The sequence below is a fragment of the Mesorhizobium sp. WSM4906 genome, from assembly GCF_029674625.1.
Classification (GTDB): domain Bacteria; phylum Pseudomonadota; class Alphaproteobacteria; order Rhizobiales; family Rhizobiaceae; genus Mesorhizobium.
This window is the reverse complement of record NZ_CP121355.1, coordinates 689,658-707,495: the sequence shown is the minus strand read 5'-3', so window position 1 is coordinate 707,495 and position 17,838 is coordinate 689,658. Positions and strand designations below refer to the sequence as shown.

The 17,838-nt window shown below is 65.5% G+C and carries 16 protein-coding genes; 9 read left to right on the top strand and 7 right to left on the bottom strand.

Annotation, left to right across the window (positions count from 1 at the left end; translation table 11 throughout):
• Position 1: 1 nt before the first annotated feature.
• Together argB and QAZ22_RS03245 are read right to left on the bottom strand one after the other, a co-directional pair.
• Entirely contained in the window at positions 2 to 895 is an 894-nt protein-coding gene (gene argB / locus QAZ22_RS03250) for an acetylglutamate kinase (protein WP_192249238.1), read from the bottom strand.
• Positions 896 to 985: 90 nt separating this feature from the next.
• Positions 986 to 2,482 carry an amidase gene (locus QAZ22_RS03245; protein ID WP_278205541.1) on the bottom strand — a complete coding sequence of 499 codons (1,497 nt, stop codon included), beginning with the start codon at positions 2,480 to 2,482 and terminating at the stop codon, positions 986 to 988.
• Between the two features lie 144 nt (positions 2,483 to 2,626).
• Here QAZ22_RS03245 and QAZ22_RS03240 point away from each other — a divergent pair, with 144 nt between their 5' ends.
• The 4 genes from QAZ22_RS03240 to msrB all read left to right on the top strand — a co-directional run bounded on the left by QAZ22_RS03240 (position 2,627) and on the right by msrB (position 5,342).
• On the top strand, positions 2,627 to 3,166 hold the full coding sequence (locus tag QAZ22_RS03240; protein WP_278205540.1) for a sigma-70 family RNA polymerase sigma factor: 540 nt from the start codon (positions 2,627 to 2,629) through the stop codon (positions 3,164 to 3,166).
• Positions 3,163 to 3,882 (top strand): anti-sigma factor, encoded by a 720-nt coding sequence (locus QAZ22_RS03235; RefSeq protein ID WP_278207778.1) that lies wholly within the window; start codon positions 3,163 to 3,165, stop codon positions 3,880 to 3,882. The genes QAZ22_RS03240 and QAZ22_RS03235 overlap by 4 nt, the downstream gene beginning before the upstream one ends.
• Positions 3,883 to 4,082: 200 nt before the next feature.
• Entirely contained in the window at positions 4,083 to 4,640 is a 558-nt protein-coding gene (locus QAZ22_RS03230; RefSeq protein WP_278205539.1) for a fasciclin domain-containing protein, read from the top strand.
• Positions 4,641 to 4,838: 198 nt separating this feature from the next.
• Positions 4,839 to 5,342 carry a peptide-methionine (R)-S-oxide reductase MsrB gene (gene msrB / locus QAZ22_RS03225; RefSeq protein ID WP_278205538.1) on the top strand — a complete coding sequence of 168 codons (504 nt, stop codon included), beginning with the start codon at positions 4,839 to 4,841 and terminating at the stop codon, positions 5,340 to 5,342.
• A 97-nt stretch (positions 5,343 to 5,439) separates the two neighbouring features.
• Here the strand turns inward: msrB and QAZ22_RS03220 are convergent, their stop codons facing one another.
• Together QAZ22_RS03220 and QAZ22_RS03215 are read right to left on the bottom strand one after the other, a co-directional pair.
• Positions 5,440 to 7,044, bottom strand: coding sequence for a DHA2 family efflux MFS transporter permease subunit (locus QAZ22_RS03220; protein ID WP_278205537.1), 1,605 nt, complete (start codon positions 7,042 to 7,044; stop codon positions 5,440 to 5,442).
• Between the two features lie 124 nt (positions 7,045 to 7,168).
• On the bottom strand, positions 7,169 to 8,353 hold the full coding sequence (locus QAZ22_RS03215) for an HlyD family secretion protein (protein WP_278205536.1): 1,185 nt from the start codon (positions 8,351 to 8,353) through the stop codon (positions 7,169 to 7,171).
• 134 nt (positions 8,354 to 8,487) lie between these two features.
• Between QAZ22_RS03215 and QAZ22_RS03210 the strand changes: the two genes are divergently transcribed.
• Both QAZ22_RS03210 and QAZ22_RS03205 read left to right on the top strand, forming a co-directional pair.
• The gene (locus QAZ22_RS03210; protein ID WP_278205535.1) at positions 8,488 to 9,186 is read left to right on the top strand and encodes a TetR/AcrR family transcriptional regulator; all 699 of its coding nucleotides are present in this window, start codon (positions 8,488 to 8,490) and stop codon (positions 9,184 to 9,186) included.
• 553 nt (positions 9,187 to 9,739) lie between these two features.
• Positions 9,740 to 12,169 carry a DNA translocase FtsK gene (locus QAZ22_RS03205; RefSeq protein ID WP_278207777.1) on the top strand — a complete coding sequence of 810 codons (2,430 nt, stop codon included), beginning with the start codon at positions 9,740 to 9,742 and terminating at the stop codon, positions 12,167 to 12,169.
• A gap of 85 nt (positions 12,170 to 12,254) precedes the next feature.
• On the opposite strand, the gene yihA is transcribed toward QAZ22_RS03205, so the two are convergent.
• The 3 genes from yihA to QAZ22_RS03190 form a co-directional block, all read right to left on the bottom strand.
• Positions 12,255 to 12,836: a ribosome biogenesis GTP-binding protein YihA/YsxC gene (yihA, locus tag QAZ22_RS03200; protein ID WP_278207776.1), complete on the bottom strand. Its 582-nt coding sequence runs from the start codon at positions 12,834 to 12,836 to the stop codon at positions 12,255 to 12,257.
• Positions 12,837 to 12,922: 86 nt separating this feature from the next.
• Complete coding sequence (locus QAZ22_RS03195; RefSeq protein ID WP_278205534.1) at positions 12,923 to 13,561, bottom strand: CatB-related O-acetyltransferase; 639 nt, start codon at positions 13,559 to 13,561, stop codon at positions 12,923 to 12,925.
• Positions 13,562 to 13,644: 83 nt separating this feature from the next.
• Entirely contained in the window at positions 13,645 to 13,965 is a 321-nt protein-coding gene (locus QAZ22_RS03190; protein WP_278205533.1) for a hypothetical protein, read from the bottom strand.
• Positions 13,966 to 14,126: 161 nt separating this feature from the next.
• Between QAZ22_RS03190 and QAZ22_RS03185 the strand changes: the two genes are divergently transcribed.
• From QAZ22_RS03185 to QAZ22_RS03175, 3 genes are read left to right on the top strand one after another with little or no spacing between them, the layout of a single operon-like run.
• Positions 14,127 to 14,591, top strand: coding sequence for a MarR family transcriptional regulator (locus tag QAZ22_RS03185; protein WP_278205532.1), 465 nt, complete (start codon positions 14,127 to 14,129; stop codon positions 14,589 to 14,591).
• Positions 14,584 to 15,876: an efflux RND transporter periplasmic adaptor subunit gene (locus QAZ22_RS03180; protein WP_278205531.1), complete on the top strand. Its 1,293-nt coding sequence runs from the start codon at positions 14,584 to 14,586 to the stop codon at positions 15,874 to 15,876. Before QAZ22_RS03185 ends, QAZ22_RS03180 begins: the two co-directional genes overlap by 8 nt.
• Entirely contained in the window at positions 15,873 to 17,417 is a 1,545-nt protein-coding gene (locus QAZ22_RS03175; RefSeq protein ID WP_278205530.1) for a DHA2 family efflux MFS transporter permease subunit, read from the top strand. Before QAZ22_RS03180 ends, QAZ22_RS03175 begins: the two co-directional genes overlap by 4 nt.
• Positions 17,418 to 17,838 lie beyond the last annotated feature (421 nt).

The following is a 17,838-nucleotide window of genomic DNA, read 5'->3' as shown; positions in this document are numbered from 1 at the left end:
GCTAAGGCACGATCAGCGTGCCGGCGCCGTGCTCGGTGAACAGCTCGAGCAGCACCGAATGCGGCGTCTTGCCGTTGAGAATGACGACGCCCTCGACGCCGCGCTCGATCGCCTCGATGCAGGTCTCGACCTTCGGGATCATGCCGCCCGAGATCGTGCCGTCCTTGATCAGCGCCTTGGCCTCGGCCACCGTCAGTTCGTCGATCAGCTTCTTGTTCTTGTCGAGCACGCCGGGCACGTCGGTGAGGAACAAGAGGCGCGAGGCGCGGCAGGCGCCGGCGATCGCGCCGGCAAACGTGTCGGCGTTGATGTTGTAGGTATGGCCGTCGCGGCCGGGCGCCACCGGTGCCAGCACCGGGATCATCTCGGAACGCGCCAGAAGATCGAGCAGCGTGCGGTCGACCTCGACCGGCTCGCCGACGAAGCCGAGATCCAGCACTCGCTCGATGTTGGAATCGGGATCGATCATGGTCTTGCGCGCCTTTTCGGCGAACACCATGTTGCCGTCCTTGCCGCAGAGGCCGATCGCCCATTCGCCTTCGGCGTTGATCAGCGCCACGATCTCCTTGTTGATCGAGCCGGCCAGTACCATCTCGACGATCTCGACCGTCTTCTGGTCGGTGACGCGCAGGCCGCCCTCGAACTTGGATTCGATGCCCATCTTGTTGAGCATGGCGCCGATCTGCGGCCCGCCGCCATGCACGACGATCGGGTTGACGCCGGACTGCTTGAGCAGCGCGATGTCGCGGGCGAAGGCCTTGCCGAGCTCGTTGTCGCCCATGGCATGGCCGCCATACTTCACCACCACGGTCTTGTTCTCGTAGCGCTGCATATAGGGCAGCGCCCTGGAAAGCAGCGCGGCCTGCATTTCGGCAGTGGCGGCGATGTCCGTCATCGATATGTTCCCGGCTTCTAGGAAAGGACGGCGGCGTCTTAGCGGTAATTGCCGCAGGCCGCAAACGGCTTTGCAGTCACAATTGCGAAATCAGCCGGGCGCCTTGAGCGGCGCCCGCCGCTTGAGCCACCCCGACAACTTCTCCATCTGCGCGGCCAGCGACAAAAGCGTCTCCTCGTCGCCCGGCCGTCCCGCGGCCTGGATGCCGAGCGGCAGGCCGGCGGCCGTGACATGCACCGGCAGCGCGATCGATGGCTGGCCGCTGACATTGTGGATCGCCGGCCAGTGGGTGAACCACAGGCTCTTGTCCATCAGCTGGCCGAAGATTGACTTGATCCTAAGCAGCCCGGTGAGGTGCAGCTTGTCGAGCGTGTTTTCGATGAGCTCGTCGGCGCCCTTCGCGTCCATCGCGCCGCAGGCGAGCGGCGGGTGGGCGATGATCGGCATCAGCACGGCGTCGAAGCGCGCGGTCTCCTCGATCATCCGCCGCGCGGTGGCGTTCAACCGCTGCACCGCGTCATAGACTTCGCCGGCGGACAGCATCTCGCCGAGGCGGCCGAGCACGCGCGTCGCGCGCTCGACCTCGCCGGCGACGGGCCGGCCGACGCGCAGCGCCTCGGCCCGCATCATGCCTGCGACCGCCGAGGCGACACTCTTGCAGAAATCGGCCATGAAGTCGCGGCCGATATAGGGCAGGTCGATCTCTTCCACCGCGTGCCCGCCCTCGCGCGCCAGCGCCACCGCCGCGTCCAGCGCGGCAATCGTCTCGGCCGAGATCGGCAGGCCGAGCGGCGACTTGCGGTAGACGGCGAGGCTGAGCTTGCCGGGATCGCGCGCCGCTGCTGCGGCAAACGAGCCCTTCGGCGCCGGCGCCGCATAGGGCGATAGCGGATCGGCGCCATGCGTCAGGTCGAGCAGCAGCGCCGTGTCGCGCACCGAGCGGCTGACGGCGTGGTCGACGACCATGCCGTACCAGCTTTCGCTGGTGAGCGGCGTCAGGGGCACTCGGCCGCGCGAGGTCTTCAATCCGACCAGCCCGCTGCAGGCCGAAGGCACGCGGATCGAGCCGCCGCCGTCGGAAGCGTGCGCCGCCGGCACCACCCCCGCCGCCACAAGCGCCGCCGAACCGCCCGATGAGCCGCCGGTGGTGTGGCCGGTGTTCCAGGGATTGCGGGTGATGCCGAAGCGGGCGGATTCCGTCATCAGCCGCAGCCCGTGCTCGGGCGAGGTGCTGGTGGCGATCGGGATCAAGCCGGCGGACAGATATCGCTCGACCATCACCGAGTTGTAGTCCGCCGTGAAGGCCGGGATGCGGCTGCCGCCATGGATCGGCACGCCCTTGATGCCGATGCCGAGATCCTTCAGCGCGAAGGGCACGCCGGCGAGCGGCAGCTTGCGGTCGACCGCTTTCGCCCTCGCCCTGGCGGTGTCGTAGAGCGGCGTGGCTATGGCGTTGATGTCGGGTCTTGTCGCCTCGGCGCGCGCGATCGCGGCGTCGACCAGCTCCTGCGGCGAAATTTCTCCTCTGTGCACGAGCTCGGCAAGTCCGGTCGCATCCTGTTCCCAAAGCACGCGTTCGATCGACATTGCCGCCCCCTCTTTTGTGCAAGGCTATCGCATGAAGCGGCAAATCGGAATCGGGATTCGACAGACCGACGGCATGATAAATCTTTGCGGACAAAGGCCTTGGCGCCCCGTTGCAAATAAATCGCAATCTTCTAATTTGCCCGCATGGGGCCTCAGGACATCAGCAAGCTGATCGTCCGGACTTCGATGAAGGACCGGGCTGCGTTCGATCTGCTCTACAAGCAGACCAGCGGGAAACTTTTCGGCATCTGTCTTCGTGTATTGAGGGACAGGGCAGAGGCGGAAGAAGCGCTGCAGGAGGTCTTCGTCAAGATCTGGACGAAGGCGGACCGATTCGCGGTTTCCGATCTGAGCCCGATTTCCTGGCTGGTGGCCATTGCGCGCAACCATTCGATCGATCGCATCAGGGCGCGGCGCGGTCCTTCTGCCGACATCGATGCGGCGCTCGATGTCGCCGATCCGGCGCCGGGGCCTGAGGCCATGGCTGTCGCGGGCGGCGAGACCGAACGCATCCACCATTGCCTCGACGAATTGGAGAAGGACCGGGCTGCGGCGGTCCGGGGCGCCTATCTCAACGGCGAGAGCTATGCCGAGCTGGCGGAGCGCTACAAGGTTCCGCTGAACACCATGCGGACTTGGCTGCGGCGAAGCCTGCTCAAACTGAGAGAATGTCTGGAAAGATGACGCTGGCGGAAGACAACGGACCGGAACGCGGAGGCGACGACCTGCTCGCCGCCGAATACGTTCTTGGCGTTCTGTCGGCCGACGAACGCCAGATCGCTTCGCGCCGCATCGACACCGAGACGGCGTTTGCCCGCCTGGTCGATGCCTGGGAGGTCCACTTCGCGCCGATGGCGGCCGCCTATGCCGCGGTCGAGCCTCCGGCCTCGGTCAAGGCGGCGATCGACCGCCGGCTCTTTGCCTCTTCGGCCGCCGCATCCGCTCCCGGCACCGGCCTGCTGGGGAGCCTCGCCTTCTGGCGCGGGCTTGCCGCCGCCGCGCTTGCCGCTTTGGCCGTCTTTGTCGCCCTGCCCTTCGTCAATCCGTCATTGCCGCCCCCCGAGACCAGGCTGGTCGCCTCGCTCGCCGCCGACAACAGCAACGTCAAATACCTCGCCGTCTATGACGCGGCGCGCCAGGAGGTCGGCCTCTCGCTGGTTTCCGGCGAGCGAAGCGCCGGCAAGGACTTCGAGCTGTGGATGATCGAGGGCAAGAACGCGCCGGTCTCGATGGGCGTCATCCCGGCTGGCCAGACCGCGCGCATGGCGGTCACGCCCGCCGTCCAGCGGAAGCTGGCGCAGGGCGCCGTGCTCGCCGTCAGCCTCGAGCCGGCCGGCGGTTCGCCGACCGGCCAGCCGACAGGCCCCGTCGTCGCCGCCGGCGATCTGAAGGGCATCTGATCGCCGGAAATTTTCAAGGTTAACCGAAGTCTATCTGCCTATCGCCGTTGGGCGGAAGCGATTCCGTGTGCTTAAGTACGGCGCATCCGAATTCAGATCGGCGAATGAAAAATATCGAGGCTCGCGAAACTAAGTTTTTGACGCCTCGTATCTCCTCGCGTTCCCAAGGATGGGAAAAACAACCCGAGGAGACTGATATCATGCGTAAACTCGCCACCCTTTTGCTTGCATCGGCGATCGGCCTTTCCGCGCTCGGCGCCGTTGCCTATGCCGCCAATCCGATGGTCGGCGGCGCGCCGATGTATGCCAAGAAGAACATCATCGAGAATGCCGTCAATTCGAAGGACCACACCACGCTGGTCGCCGCCGTCAAGGCCGCCGGCCTGGTCGACACGCTGCAAACCCCCGGTCCCTTCACCGTCTTCGCCCCGACCAACGAGGCGTTCGCCGCGCTGCCTGCCGGCACGGTCGAGACGCTGCTGAAGCCCGAGAACAAGGACAAGCTGACCAAGATCCTCACCTGCCACGTCATCGCCGCCAAGGCGATGGCCGCCGACGTCGCCAAGATGGCCAAGGCCGATGGCGGCGCGCATGAGGTCAAGACGGTCGGCGGCTGCGCGCTGACGCTGAAGTCGGAAAAGGGCAAGGTCACGGTGACCGACGAGAACGGCAACGTCGCCCATGTCACCATCGCCGACGTGCGCCAGTCGAACGGCGTCATCCACGTCGTCGACAAGGTTCTTCTGCCGAAGATGTAACAAAGCGCGTGCGGCCGGCGAAGTGAGGTGTGTCCCCGCCGGCCGCACGGTTCTCTCTCCCACGATCCGCGCTGCCGTCAAGCGCCGCTCCGCATCGCCAGGGCTTGGGTCGATGCGGGGTGGCGCAGGCGGGCCGTCACCGGCTTTTGACTTTCCGGCGGCGTCCTAGTTTGTAAGATCATGTCAGGAGGAACGGCCATGAACCGTCGCGACTTTCTCTGGAGCGGTGCCGCCGCCACCGCCCTCGCCGTCGGAACCGGAGCGGCGCTGCGCATGGGCGGCGCCAAGCCTGCTCTGGCCGCCGAGACCTTCGAGGTCACTAAGACCGATGCCGAATGGCACGCCATCCTTTCGGACGCTGCCTTCGACGTGCTGCGCAGAGAGGGCACCGAATATCCGGGCACCAGCCCGCTGCTCAACGAGCACCGCAAGGGCATCTTCGCCTGCGCCGGCTGCGACCTCCCGGTCTATCCGTCGGAAACGAAGTTCGATTCCGGCACCGGCTGGCCGAGCTTCTGGCAGGAGATTCCCAACGCCATCGGCAAGACCGAGGACCGTTCGCTCGGCATGACGCGCACAGAGGTGCATTGCCGGCGTTGCGGCGGCCATCTCGGCCATGTCTTCGACGACGGCCCGCCGCCCACCGGGCTGCGCCACTGCATCAACGGCGTGGCGCTGAGCTTCAAGCCGGCAGCCGCCTGAGGCAGCGCTTCCCTTTATCCAAAAAGAAACGACCCCGGAAATCGGCAACGATTTCCGGGGTCGCGCGTGAGGATGCCAGGCGGGGGTTCCGGCTTCCTCAATGGCCTCCGCCGCCACCGCCGCGCTGGTCGGCCGGCTTGTTGATGAACAGCACGAGCAGTCCGAGCGTGGCGAACAGCGCCGTCAGCATGAAGAAGACGTCCATGAAGGACAGCAGCGCCGCCTGCTGATGCGCCATGCCGGACAGTTTCGAGATCGCGGCGCTGGTGGCGTCGAGACCGGCGGTCTGCTCGAAGTTCAGCGTCATGTTCTGCAGCTTGGTCTGCGCCGCCTGGCTGCCCCACTCGACATGCTCGGAGAGCCTTGCGTAGTGGAAGGCGTTGCGGTCGATCAGCACCGTGTTGATGATCGCCAAGCCGACCGCGCCGCCGAGATTGCGGGTCAGGTTGAACAGGCCCGACGCGTTCTTCAAGCGCTCCGGCGGCAAAGTGCCGAGCGCGATGTTGTTGATCGGCACCATGCACAGCATCATCGAGCAGCCGCGCAGGATCTGCGGGACGAGCAGCTCGTAGAAATCCCAGTCGGCGGTGAGATGCGTCATCCACCAGGTGCCGGTGGCGAAGCCGAAGAAGCCGATCATCATCATCAGCCTGAGATCGATCTTGTTCGACAGGATGCCGGCAACGGGTGCGGTGAAGAACATGGCCAGGCCGCTGACGAACAGCGCTTCGCCGATCATCATCGAATCGTAGCCGCGGATGCGCCCCAGGAACACCGGATAGAGATAGGTGAGCCCGTAAAGGCCGATGCCGACGACGAAGGAGAACAGCGAGCCGAAGGCGAAGTTGACGTTGCTGAAGGCCCTGAGGTCGACGATCGGTTCCTCAGCGGTGAAGACGCGCCAGAAGAAAATGACGCCGCCGACGGTCATGATCACGGCGCAGACGAAGACGGCCTGCTCCTGCAGCCAGTCATGGTTCGGGCCTTCTTCCAGTACATATTCCATGCAGCCAAGGAAGGCGGCCATGCCGATCAGGCCCCACCAGTCGAACTTCGAGAACAGCTTGAGGTTGGGCTTGTCGAAATCGATCAGCGACCAGGCCGCCGTCGCCACCAAAATGCCCGGCACGACATTGATCAGGAACAGCCAGTGCCAGGACATGGCGTGGCTGATATAGCCGCCCACCGTCGGGCCGATGGTCGGCGCCAGCGTCGCCACCAGGCCGATCATCGGCGAGACGACGGCGCGGCGCGACGGCGGGAAGATGGTGAAGGCGGCCGCGAAGACGCTCGGGATCATGCCGCCGCCGATGAAACCCTGGATGGCGCGGTAGACGATCATCTGGTCGATGTTGGTCGCGGTCGCGGCGAGCGCGCTGGCCGCGGTGAAGCCGGCGGCGGCGATGGTGAACAGCACCCTGGTCGACAGCATGCGGCTGAGGAAGCCCGACAGCGGGATCATCACCACCTCGGCGATCAGATAGGCGGTCTGCACCCACGGGATCTCGTCGGAGCTCGCGCTGAGGCCCGCCTGGATCTCGGCCAGCGATGCCGAGACGATCTGGATGTCGAGGATCGCCATGAACATGCCGAAGACCATCGCCAGGAAGGCGATGACGCGGCGCACCGGCATGTGGTCGGCGGGCGCGGCGGCTGCCGGCCGTGCCGGCACTGATCCTGCTGTGATGGTCGCGGTTGCCATGTCATGGCCTCCCTGGAGCAAATTCCGGCAAAGTGGTTTCCGTCCGGAATTGCATCGAAACAAATAGCTGGCAGGCTGGGCGGCCCGGCGCTCGATCGGCCGCCGAACCGCCCCCCCAAACTGCTCAGTTGGTCGTCGCGGCCGGCGCGGTGCGGCTGTCGGCGGCGACGATGACGCTCAGGCCGGCGCGCAGCTTGCCGGTCTTCAGCACGTCGGCCGGCACGTCGATGCGCACGGGCACGCGCTGCACGACCTTGGTGAAGTTGCCGGTGGCGTTTTCCGGCGGCAGCAGCGAGAACACCGCACCCGAGGCCGGCGCCAGCGACGAGACCGTGCCCTCGAAGGTCTGGCCGTCGATGGCGTCGACCGTGATGCGGACCTTCTCGCCGGGCACCAGCCGGCCAAGCTGCGTCTCCTTGAAGTTGCCGACGATGTAGAGCTTGTCCATCGGCACGACGACGGCGAGCTTCTGGCCGGGGCTGACGAGGTCGCCCTGCTCGACCGAGCGGTTGCCGACGACGCCGTCATAAGGCGCCTTGAGCACGGTGAAGGAAAGGTCGCGCTGGGCCTTGTCGCGGGTCAACTGCAGCGAGGCGAGCGTGCTTGCCTGCTCCGCGCGCTGGGCTTCGAGCACGCCGATATTGGCCTGGGCCGCGGTGATCTGCGCGTCGGCGCCGGCAAGGGCCGCCTTGGCCTGGTCGAGCGCGGTCTGGGCGTCGTCCAACTGCGCCTGCGTGCCGACATGGGTCTTGAGCAGCTGCGCCGCGCGGTCCTGGGCGCGCGCTGCGTTGTCGGCCGCCGCCTGGTCGGCGATCTTCTGCGCCTGCGCCTGCGCCAACGAGGCCTGTGCCGCCTTGGTCTGCGCGTCGATGCGGTCGAGCGTCTTCGCCAAGGTCGCGATCTGCGCCTCGGCCTGGGCAACGGCTATCTTGTAGTCGCCGTCGTCGATGACGAACAGCGGATCGCCGGCCTTGACCCTCTGGTTCTCGCTCACCAGCACCTTATCCACATAGCCGGAGATTTTCGGCGACACGAACGACATGTCGGCCTGGACATAGGCGTCGTCGGTGGAGATCATGAACCGGCCGTCGGCCCAGTAGTTGTAGCCGTACCAGGAGCCGGCGCCGAGGAGGGCAAGCCCGATGATCGGCAGCAGGAACGAGCGGACCGAACGCTTCTTCTTGGCGGGCGCTTCGACGGGAGCGACGGGAGTGGGCTGCAAAGGAACTTCCGGCGCTTCGGTCGACGGCTGGACCTTGGCGTTGGGAAAATTACGGACTTCGGCAGTGGCGGGCGCGTTCGAGGACATGATAATCTCTCTGGGTAAGTCAGTCAGACTGAACCGTTCGGTTCGAATTGATGATTGACATAGCGCGTAAAGAGGCCCATATCAAGAGCAAATCGAACCGCCTGGTTCGAAATATTTCGTGAGGTATGACTTCAATGGTCGAAACGACAGCAGATAGCGATCTGCTCGACCTGCGCAAAGGCCGTCCGGCAGCCGGCCAGGATCCGGTCAAGCGGGCCCAGATCATCGAGGGCGCGCGCCGCGTCTTCATCGACAAGGGCTTCGAGGCCGCATCCATGAACGACATCACGCGCGAGGCCGGCGTCTCCAAGGGCACGATCTACGTTTATTTCGCCAACAAGGAAGAACTGTTCGAGGCCCTCATCGAGGAAGAGCGCGGCACCATCTTCAAGAATATGTATGACGTCCTGGACCACGCCGACGACCTGCGCGAGACGCTGGTGAAGTTTGGCAAGGTGCTGGTCATGAAGATCACCTCGGCCAAGGTCATACAGGCGCAGCGCACCGTGATCGGCGCGTCCGACCGGATTCCCGAGCTTGGCGCGCGCTTTTACGAGCGCGGCCCCAAGCGCGGCCACGACAAGGTCGCCGCCTTCCTCAACGCCGCTGTCGAGCGCGGCCTGTTGAAGATCGAGGATGTTGACCTCGCCGCCTATCAGCTTACCGACCTTTGCCTCGCCGGGCTGTTTCGCCAGTGCATCTTCTCTTACCGTACCAAGGCGCCGACCCAGGCCGAGATCGACCATGTCGTGCGCTCCGGCGTGAACGTCTTCCTGAAGGCCTACGGCACCGCGACGCTTACCGCCGAGGAGCAGGCGTCGGAACCGGCCTGACCGAGCTGCCTGTCGGGTTCGTCGCAGTGGACGGCGCGGCGCTGCCAATCTCCCCCCTCGTGGGGCTAGGGGATGCACACATCTTCCGTGATTGACTGATCGACCTGAGGGTTGATTGCCACGTGGTTCCCCCAATCCGTCGCTGCTTCGCAGCGCCACCTTTCCCCCCTCCGGCGGGAAAGGAAGGGAGCCTTGCTGGACGAGCGCTGGCGGCAAGAGGCTTGGCGCCTTTCCTCTACCCCGTCGATCGGGGGAGAGGTGGCTCGGCGAAGCCGAGACGGAGTGGGGGTCGACCAGCGCTACATTAGACAATGCATGCGCCAAGCTGCCATGCACGCTATCGCCAAAGACCAGTCGCTTGGAAATGTGTGCATGCCGTAACCCTTGTGTGGGAGATGTCCGGCAGGACAGACGGGGGTGTGAAGGAACGCGGCGCTACACCATCCTAGGCTCCCGCCCCTTGCTCCTTCGCGAGCCCGTTGGAAGGTCTTGTTAACCATCGCTTTCTATGTCTCGGGATACCTCCGTTCGACGAGTCTCGAGTATGACATCCATGCGTTTCTCCCGTGCCAATCTTTCCGGTGTTTCCGCCTACGACAACGACGATCACCGTCGTGCGGCCGAGGCGGGCGGGCAAGGCGCGGACTCGCCGCGGCAGGGCCAAACGGGGCAGGTTGTCACGCTGCGGGACCCGATCGGAGGCGAATCGGACACAGCCTCGTTCGATTCGGCTGGCGGCGGCGAGTTCGCCCGTCAGCCCTGGCAGCAATATTTCTTCCTCGCGCCCAATGTGCGTTTCACCCGCACCCCGGATTCCGACAAGCGGCCAGCAGTGCAGCCTGACGACGAAGCGTCGGCCAAAACGGCGGCTCCCGCCGGCGATTCCACCCGTCCTGCGCCGCCGGCGGCTCAAACGGCAAATCCGACCCGGGCAGTTCCCGCCGCTGCCTCCGCAGTCGGGCCGCAGCAGGCCATCACCACGTCGCCCCAGGCGGTCGCCGCTCCGGCGCAAAAGCCGCAGCCGAAATTCCGCTGGTCCTACCTTTCCGACGATGCGTTCTTCGAATTCAGCATGCCTTTGCTCGCCGAACGCCTGGCGCGGGCACGCCTGCACGATCCGGCGCAGCCGCCCATCGCTCCCGCGCCGGCGAGGCCTGCGCCGGCGCAGCCGAGCCCATCTCGCTCCGCCTCGGTAGGCGAGGCAATTTCGTTCTACCGCGTCATCGAGTGGCGCTCGAATGGGCCGACCGCAAGCCCTGCCTCGGTGACGGCGCCGGCCGTCGCGCCCGCCGCCCGGCCCGCTCCGTTGGAGACCGAACCGCGCGCGCCCGAAGCGGCGGACGCCGCGCCGGTTGCCGTTGCAAGGAGCGCCCGGACCGCGAGGTCCGCGCCCTCCCTGCCGGTCGCCGGCAAGGTCGCGCCTTCGGCCGTCCCGGCCGGTTACGAGCTTCCATCCGAGGATCTGCTGCAGATGCCGCCTGAGGGCCAGGGCTTCTACATGTCGCAGGAGCGGATGGAGCAGAACGCCGACCTGCTCGAAAGCGTGCTCGAGGATTTCGGCGTCAAGGGCGAGATCATCCATGTCCGGCCGGGTCCGGTCGTGACGCTTTACGAGTTCGAGCCGGCGCCGGGAGTGAAGTCGAGCCGCGTCATCGGGCTGGCCGACGACATCGCCCGCTCCATGTCGGCCATCTCGGCGCGCGTCGCCGTCGTGCCGGGCCGCAACGTCATCGGCGTCGAGCTGCCCAATGAAACCCGCGAGACGGTCTATTTCCGCGAGCTGATCGAATCGGCCGGCTTCCGCAACACGTCCTGCAGGCTGGCGCTGGGCCTCGGCAAGACGATCGGCGGCGAGCCGGTCATCGCCGATCTGGCCAAGATGCCGCATCTGCTGGTCGCCGGCACCACCGGCTCCGGCAAGTCGGTCGCCATCAACACCATGATCCTGTCGCTGCTCTACCGGATGAAGCCGGAGGAATGCCGCCTCATCATGGTCGACCCGAAGATGCTGGAACTGTCCGTCTATGACGGCATCCCGCATCTGCTCACGCCCGTCGTCACCGATTCCAAGAAAGCGGTCACGGCGCTCAAATGGGCGGTGCGCGAGATGGAGGAGCGCTACCGCAAGATGGCGCGCCTCGGCGTGCGCAACATCGACGGCTACAACCAGCGCGCCGCCGCCGCCCGCGACAGCGGCGAGGTCGTGGTCATGCAAACGCAGGTCGGCTTCGAGAAAGGCACGGGCGAGCCGCTGTTCGAGGAACGGGAAATCTACCTCGCGCCGATGCCCTACATCGTCATCATCGTCGACGAGATGGCCGACCTGATGATGGTCGCCGGCAAGGAGATCGAAGGCGCCATCCAGCGGCTGGCGCAGATGGCGCGCGCCGCCGGCATCCACCTGATTATGGCCACGCAGCGTCCGTCGGTCGACGTCATCACCGGCACCATCAAGGCCAATTTCCCGACCCGCATCTCCTTCCAGGTGACGTCGAAGATCGACAGCCGCACCATCCTTGGCGAGCAGGGCGCCGAGCAGTTGCTCGGCCAGGGCGACATGCTGCACATGGCCGGCGGCGGGCGCATCGCGCGCGTGCATGGCCCCTTCGTCTCCGACCTGGAGGTCGAGCACGTCGTGGCGCATCTGAAGGCGCAAGGCCGTCCGGAATATCTCGATACGGTCACCGCCGACGAGGAGGCGGAGGAAGAGGCGGCCGACACCGGTCCGGTCTTCGACAAGGGCTCGATCGACGCCGAGGATGGCGACGCCCTCTACGAGGAAGCCGTCAAGGTGGTCAAGCGCGACAAGAAATGCTCGACCTCCTACATCCAGCGCCGCCTCGGCATCGGCTACAACCGCGCCGCCTCGCTGGTCGAGCGCATGGAGAAGGAAGGCCTGGTCGGCGCTCCCAACCACGTCGGCAAGCGCGAAATCCTGACCGGCCGGCGCGACCACGCGCCGGAGCGCGACGAGACGGATTGAGCAGGGGTCGGGTGGGCCAAGCTGAGCAGATACGGCTTTGATCCTGCCCGCCTTATTCAATCAGACGCGCATTCGCGGCGCGTCTTCAGCCGCCGTTCGCCACCAGCGCGATCGCCGCGCGCAGCTCGTCGAGGCCTGCAGCCTTTTCCGACGAGGTCGCGAGCACCGCTGGAAACGCTGCCGGCCGCTTCTTGATCTTGGCCAGCGTCTCCTCGATCAGCCTTGGCACGCCGGCCGCCTTGATCTTGTCGGTCTTGGTCAGCACGATCTGGTAGGACACCGCCGCCTTGTCGAGCAGCGACAGCACTTCCTCATCCTTGGCCTTGATGCCATGGCGGGCATCGATCAGCACATAGACGCGCTTCAGCGTCACGCGGCCCTGCAGATATTCGTAGATCAGCTTCGTCCAGGCGTCGACCTTGTCCTTCGGCGCGCTGGCGTAGCCATAGCCCGGCATGTCGACCAGCGCCATCGGCGGCAGGTCGGCGCCCTCGCCGGAAAAGCCGTCCGGCACGAAATAATTGAGCTCCTGCGTCCGCCCCGGCGTGTTGGAGGTGCGCGCCAGGCCCTTCTGGCCGACCAGCGCGTTGATCAGCGAGGATTTGCCGACATTGGAGCGGCCGGCGAAGGCGATCTCCGGCGGCCCCTCCGGCGGCAGGAATTTCATCGAAGGCACGCCGCGGATGAAGATCCACGCGCGGGTGAACAGTTCCGGACTGATCGCCGTTTCGTTCGTGGTTCTATCCGGCGCGTTCAAACGGCGGCCTCCAGCTTGGAAATGTCGGCGCCACGGATGGCGTTGAGGTTGCGGCTGATCTTGTCGACCGGCCAGTCCCACCAGGCCGCTTTCAAAAGCCGCCGCACCGTGAATTCGTCGAAGCGCATCTTCACCACCTTGGCCGCATTGCCGGCGACGATCGCATAGGGCGGCACGTCGCGCGTGACAACCGATTTCGCCGCGACGATGGCGCCGTGGCCGATCTCGACACCCGGCATGATTATCGCATCCATGCCGATCCAGACGTCGTTGCCGACGATCGTGTCGCCACGGATCTCCTTCGACCAGGTCTCCTGGTCGAAGCCTTCCTCCCAGCCATGACCGAAGATGTTGAACGGATAGGTCGAGAAGCCGGACATCGCGTGGTTGGCGCCGTTCATGATGAAGCGCGCGCCCTCGGCGATCGCGCAGAACCTGCCGATGATCAGCCTGTCGCCGATGAAGGGATAGTGGTGCAGCACGCATTTCTCGGCGAATTTATCGGGCCCCTCCGGGTCGTCGTAATAGGTGAAGTCGCCGATCTCGATGTTCGGCGCGTTGACCAGCGGCTTCAGGAAGCCGACGCGCGGATGCATCGCAATCGGATGCTTGATGTGGGGATTAGGTCCGGTCATCGGGTCGGTCCACGATTTGGCGGGCACGGTTAAGCTGTTGCGCCGATCAAACTAACGTGATCCGGTCACGGCACCAACCATGCTCAATGGCTGCCGCGACAGATCACGATCGGGTTCGAGAGCGCGCTGTCGAAACCGCTGCCCTGGTAGACCTGGACATTGGCTGCGCCGGGCGGCAAGGAGAAGCTGCCCTCGACGATTTTCTGGTCGCCGCCCATCGTGTGCAGTGCCCAGCTGAAGGTGCAGAACTGCGGCGGCGCCTTGGGTTGCACATGGCTGCAGTTGAGCTGCGCGCCGCCCAGCATCGCCGCGCCGCCGCAGCTCACCGCCTCCTTGGCGGCCGCGGGAAACGCGCACCCAAACAGGGCAGCCACGATCGCGATTCTGAGCCGGTTCATCTTCATCTTTTCGCCCGCCCGTGTCGGCTCCTTTCGTTGCGCCACACCGATGCGACATTTGCTCCAGGCGGCTTAACCGGTCTTGCGCGCGGCGTCCAGCAGGATTATGTGCATGATGATAATAAGCATGCTCACGAAAGTTTGTCCGCCGACTCCGGTCTCCTCCCATGCCCTCTTCGCCCAATATCAGCTTCGTGCTGCACGATGTCGCGTGCCTGCTCAGGAAGCGTTTCGAGCAGCGTTCGGGCAGCTCGGGCCTGACCCGCGCGCAATGGCAGGTGCTGGCCTACCTGTCGCGGCATGAAGGCATTCACCAGAACAAGGTCGCCGACCTCATCGAGATCATGCCGATCACGCTGGCGAGGCTGCTCGACAAGATGGAGGCGCGCGGCTTCATCGAGCGCCGGCCCGATCCTGCCGATCGCCGGGCGTGGCTCCTCTACCTGACCCCGCGGGTGCATCCGCTGATCGAAGTGATGCGCAGCAACGGCCTGAAGACGCGCGAGGAGGCCTTCGCCGGCCTTTCCGCGGATGCGCAGCAACAGCTGCTGCAAACCCTTTGCCTGATCAAATCCAATCTGCTCGAGGCCTGCGCCCAGCCGGCCGCCGACCGGGAGAAAGTCCATGTCTGAACCAACTTCACCGAGAAAGCCCGCCGAAGGCGACAACGCCGGCGAAAGAAAGAGCGACCACGTCATCCGTCTGGACAGCCAGCGCGAGCAAAGGCGGGGTGGCAACCCCGTCGCAGAGAACGGCGAGTTGGAAGCGCCCGTCACCCCGGAACCCGCCACGCTGGAGGCCCCTTCGGCACAGCCGAAGCCGGCCGCCGTGACGATCGCCCCGCCAGCCCCAGCGAAGCCGCGGCGCAGCCTGACCCGGCCGGTCCTGTTTGCGTTGCTCCCGGTCGCGCTGGCCGTCGGCGGCTACTCCTACGTTGTCGGCGGCCAGGTCATGACCACCGACAACGCCTATATCCAGGCGCAGTCGCTCGGCGTCTCAACCGACGTCTCCGGCACCGTGCAGGAGATCGACGTGCATGACAATGAGGCGGTGAAGAAGGGCCAGGTGCTCTTCCGGTTGCGGCCGGCCTCGTTCGAGACCGCGCTCGCCGGTGCTCAGGCGCAGCTCGGCACCGTGCGCAACCAGGTGCTGACCTTGCAGGCGAGCTACCAGCAGTCGCTGGCGCAGATCGAGCAGTCCGAGGCCGACATCCCCTATTACGAGTCCGCCTTCCAGCGTCAGCAGGATCTGCTCAAGACCTCCACCGCCTCGAAGGCGACTTTCGACCAGGCCCAGCACGATCTCGTCGCCGCCCGCCAGAAAGTGACGGTCGCCAAGGCGCAGGCGCAGGCGACGCTCGCCCAGCTTGGCGGCGACGCCAGCCAGCCGGTCGAGAGGAACCCTTTCTATCTTCAGGCGCAGTCGGCCGTGGACGACGCTCAGCGCAACCTCAACGACTCGGTGGTCAAGGCGCCGTTCGACGGCATCGTCACCAATGTCGACGCGTTGCAGGTCGGCAAATACCTGCCGGCCTCGCAGCCGGCCTTCAGCCTGGTCTCGTCAACCGACATCTGGATCGCGGCCGAGCCGAAGGAAACGGAGCTCACCTATGTCCGGCCCGGGCAGAAGGCGACGATCAGCATCGACGGCTATCCGGGCGAAGTCTGGCATGGCGAGGTCGGCTCAATCAGCCCGGCCTCGTCCTCGAGTTTCTCGCTGCTTCCGGCGCAGAACACCAGCGGCAACTGGGTCAAGGTCGTGCAGCGCATCCCGATGCGGGTGACGATCGACGATGCCGAAGGCAAGCCACCGCTGAGGGGCGGCATGAGCGCCGTGGTCAGCATCGACACCGGCCATGCCCGCGGCCTGCCCGATTTCGTCACCGACCTCGTCAAGCGTTTCGGGCAGAAGTCATGAGCACAGCTTCCGCGACAGGCGCGCCTGCGGTCGCCAATCGCGGCGCCATCACCGCCTGCGTCATCCTGGCGGTCATCATGCAGGCGCTGGACACCACCATCGCCAATGTGGCGCTGCCCTATATCCAGGGCAGCGTTTCGGCGAGCGCCGACCAGATCAACTGGGTGCTCACCTCCTACATCGTCGCCGCGGCCGTGATGACGCCGCCCTCCGGCTATCTTGCCAACCGCTTCGGCCGCAAGCGCATCCTGCTGGTCGCCATCACCGGCTTCGTCGTCGCCTCGGTGCTGTGCGGCTTTGCCCAGTCGCTGACGCAGATCGTCGGCTTCCGCCTGCTGCAGGGCCTGTTCGGCGCGGCCCTTGTTCCGCTCTCGCAGAGCATCCTGCTCGACATCTACAGCGTCGAGGAGCGCGGCTCGGCCATGGCGCTGTTCGGCGTCTCGGTGATGGTCGGCCCGGTGCTTGGCCCGGTCATCGGCGGCTGGCTGACGGAAAACGTTTCCTGGCGCTGGGTCTTCTACATCAACGTGCCGATCGGCGCGCTGGCTTTCGCCGGCGTCTCGATGTTCGTCCAGGAAACCAAGCTCGACCTGAAGGCCAGGCTCGACTGGCTGGGCTTCGGCATGCTCAGCGTCGCCATCGCCTCGCTGCAGATGTTCCTCGACCGCGGCGAGCAGCTCAACTGGTTCTCCTCGTCCGAGATCATCGTCGAGGCGCTGGTTTGCGTGTCGGCCTTCTACATCTTCATCGTCCACACCTTCACCGCTCGCGACACCTTCGTGAATCCAAGGCTCTTTCTCGACCGGAATTTCGCCGTCGGCATGGTGTTCATCTTCATCATCGGCATCACCTATCTCGCCTCGCTGGCGCTGATGACGCCCTACCTGCAGACGCTGATGGGCTATCCGGTGGTGACCGCCGGCATCGTCATGGGACCGCGCGCCCTCGGCACCATGGCCTGTATGTTCCTCGTCGGCCGGCTGGTCGGCAAGGTCGACACGCGCTGGCTGCTCTTCATCGGTCTCACGATCACCGCCTGGGCGATGTACGACATGACCGGCTGGACGCCCGACGTCTCGCAATGGACGATCGTCAGCACCGGCTTCATCCAGGGCGCCGGGCTGGGCTTTCTGTTTGTCCCGCTCACCACCATCACCTTCGCCACGCTGGCGCCGGAAAGGCGCGCGGAAGGCACGGGCCTCTACAATCTGTCGCGCAACATCGGCTCCAGCGTCGGCATCTCGGTCGTCACCGCGCTTCTGACGCAGAACCAGCAGATCAACCACGCCGACATCGCCGACTATGTGACGCCCTACAATCAGGCCTTCGCCGACCCGACGATCGCACAGGCGCTCAGCCCTTACACCGCCGCCGGCCGCGCGGCCCTCGACGGCCTGGTCACGCTGCAGGCGACGATCATCAGCTATGTCGACGACTTCAAGCTGATGATGATCCTGTCCCTGGCCGCCATCCCGCTGGTGCTGCTGCTGCGCAAGCCCGGCACGCCGGCCAAGGTCGATCACAGCGCCGTCGTGGAGTGACAGGAAAGACCGGGGTCCCGCCCGCGGGGACCCCGGTCTGCCGGACGGCCTCCCAAACACCGGCGTCGTCGCGCCGGAAGCCGTCGCGGCCTTATTGGGGAGGACCGGGAATCATACGAGGCGGGGCTGCTCGGAGTTTCAGGAACTCCTGATATTTGCCGAAAATTATTCCCGCCCCGTGGCATCGAGGGCAATGACGTATGGGTTTATCGGCGAAGGCCAACGCAACGCCGTCATCCTCGATCTTGTCCTGGGTCAAGCCCGAGGATGACGCCGATCAGGACATGCCGGTTATCTGAGCTCAGAAAGCCATACGCGATCGCCTTGTCCGAATGGCGCCGACGTTGGAGATCGGCCGAACCGGCCCCGTGACGTCGTCATCCTCGGGCTTGACCCGAAGATCCATTCCGTGACCTCTGCC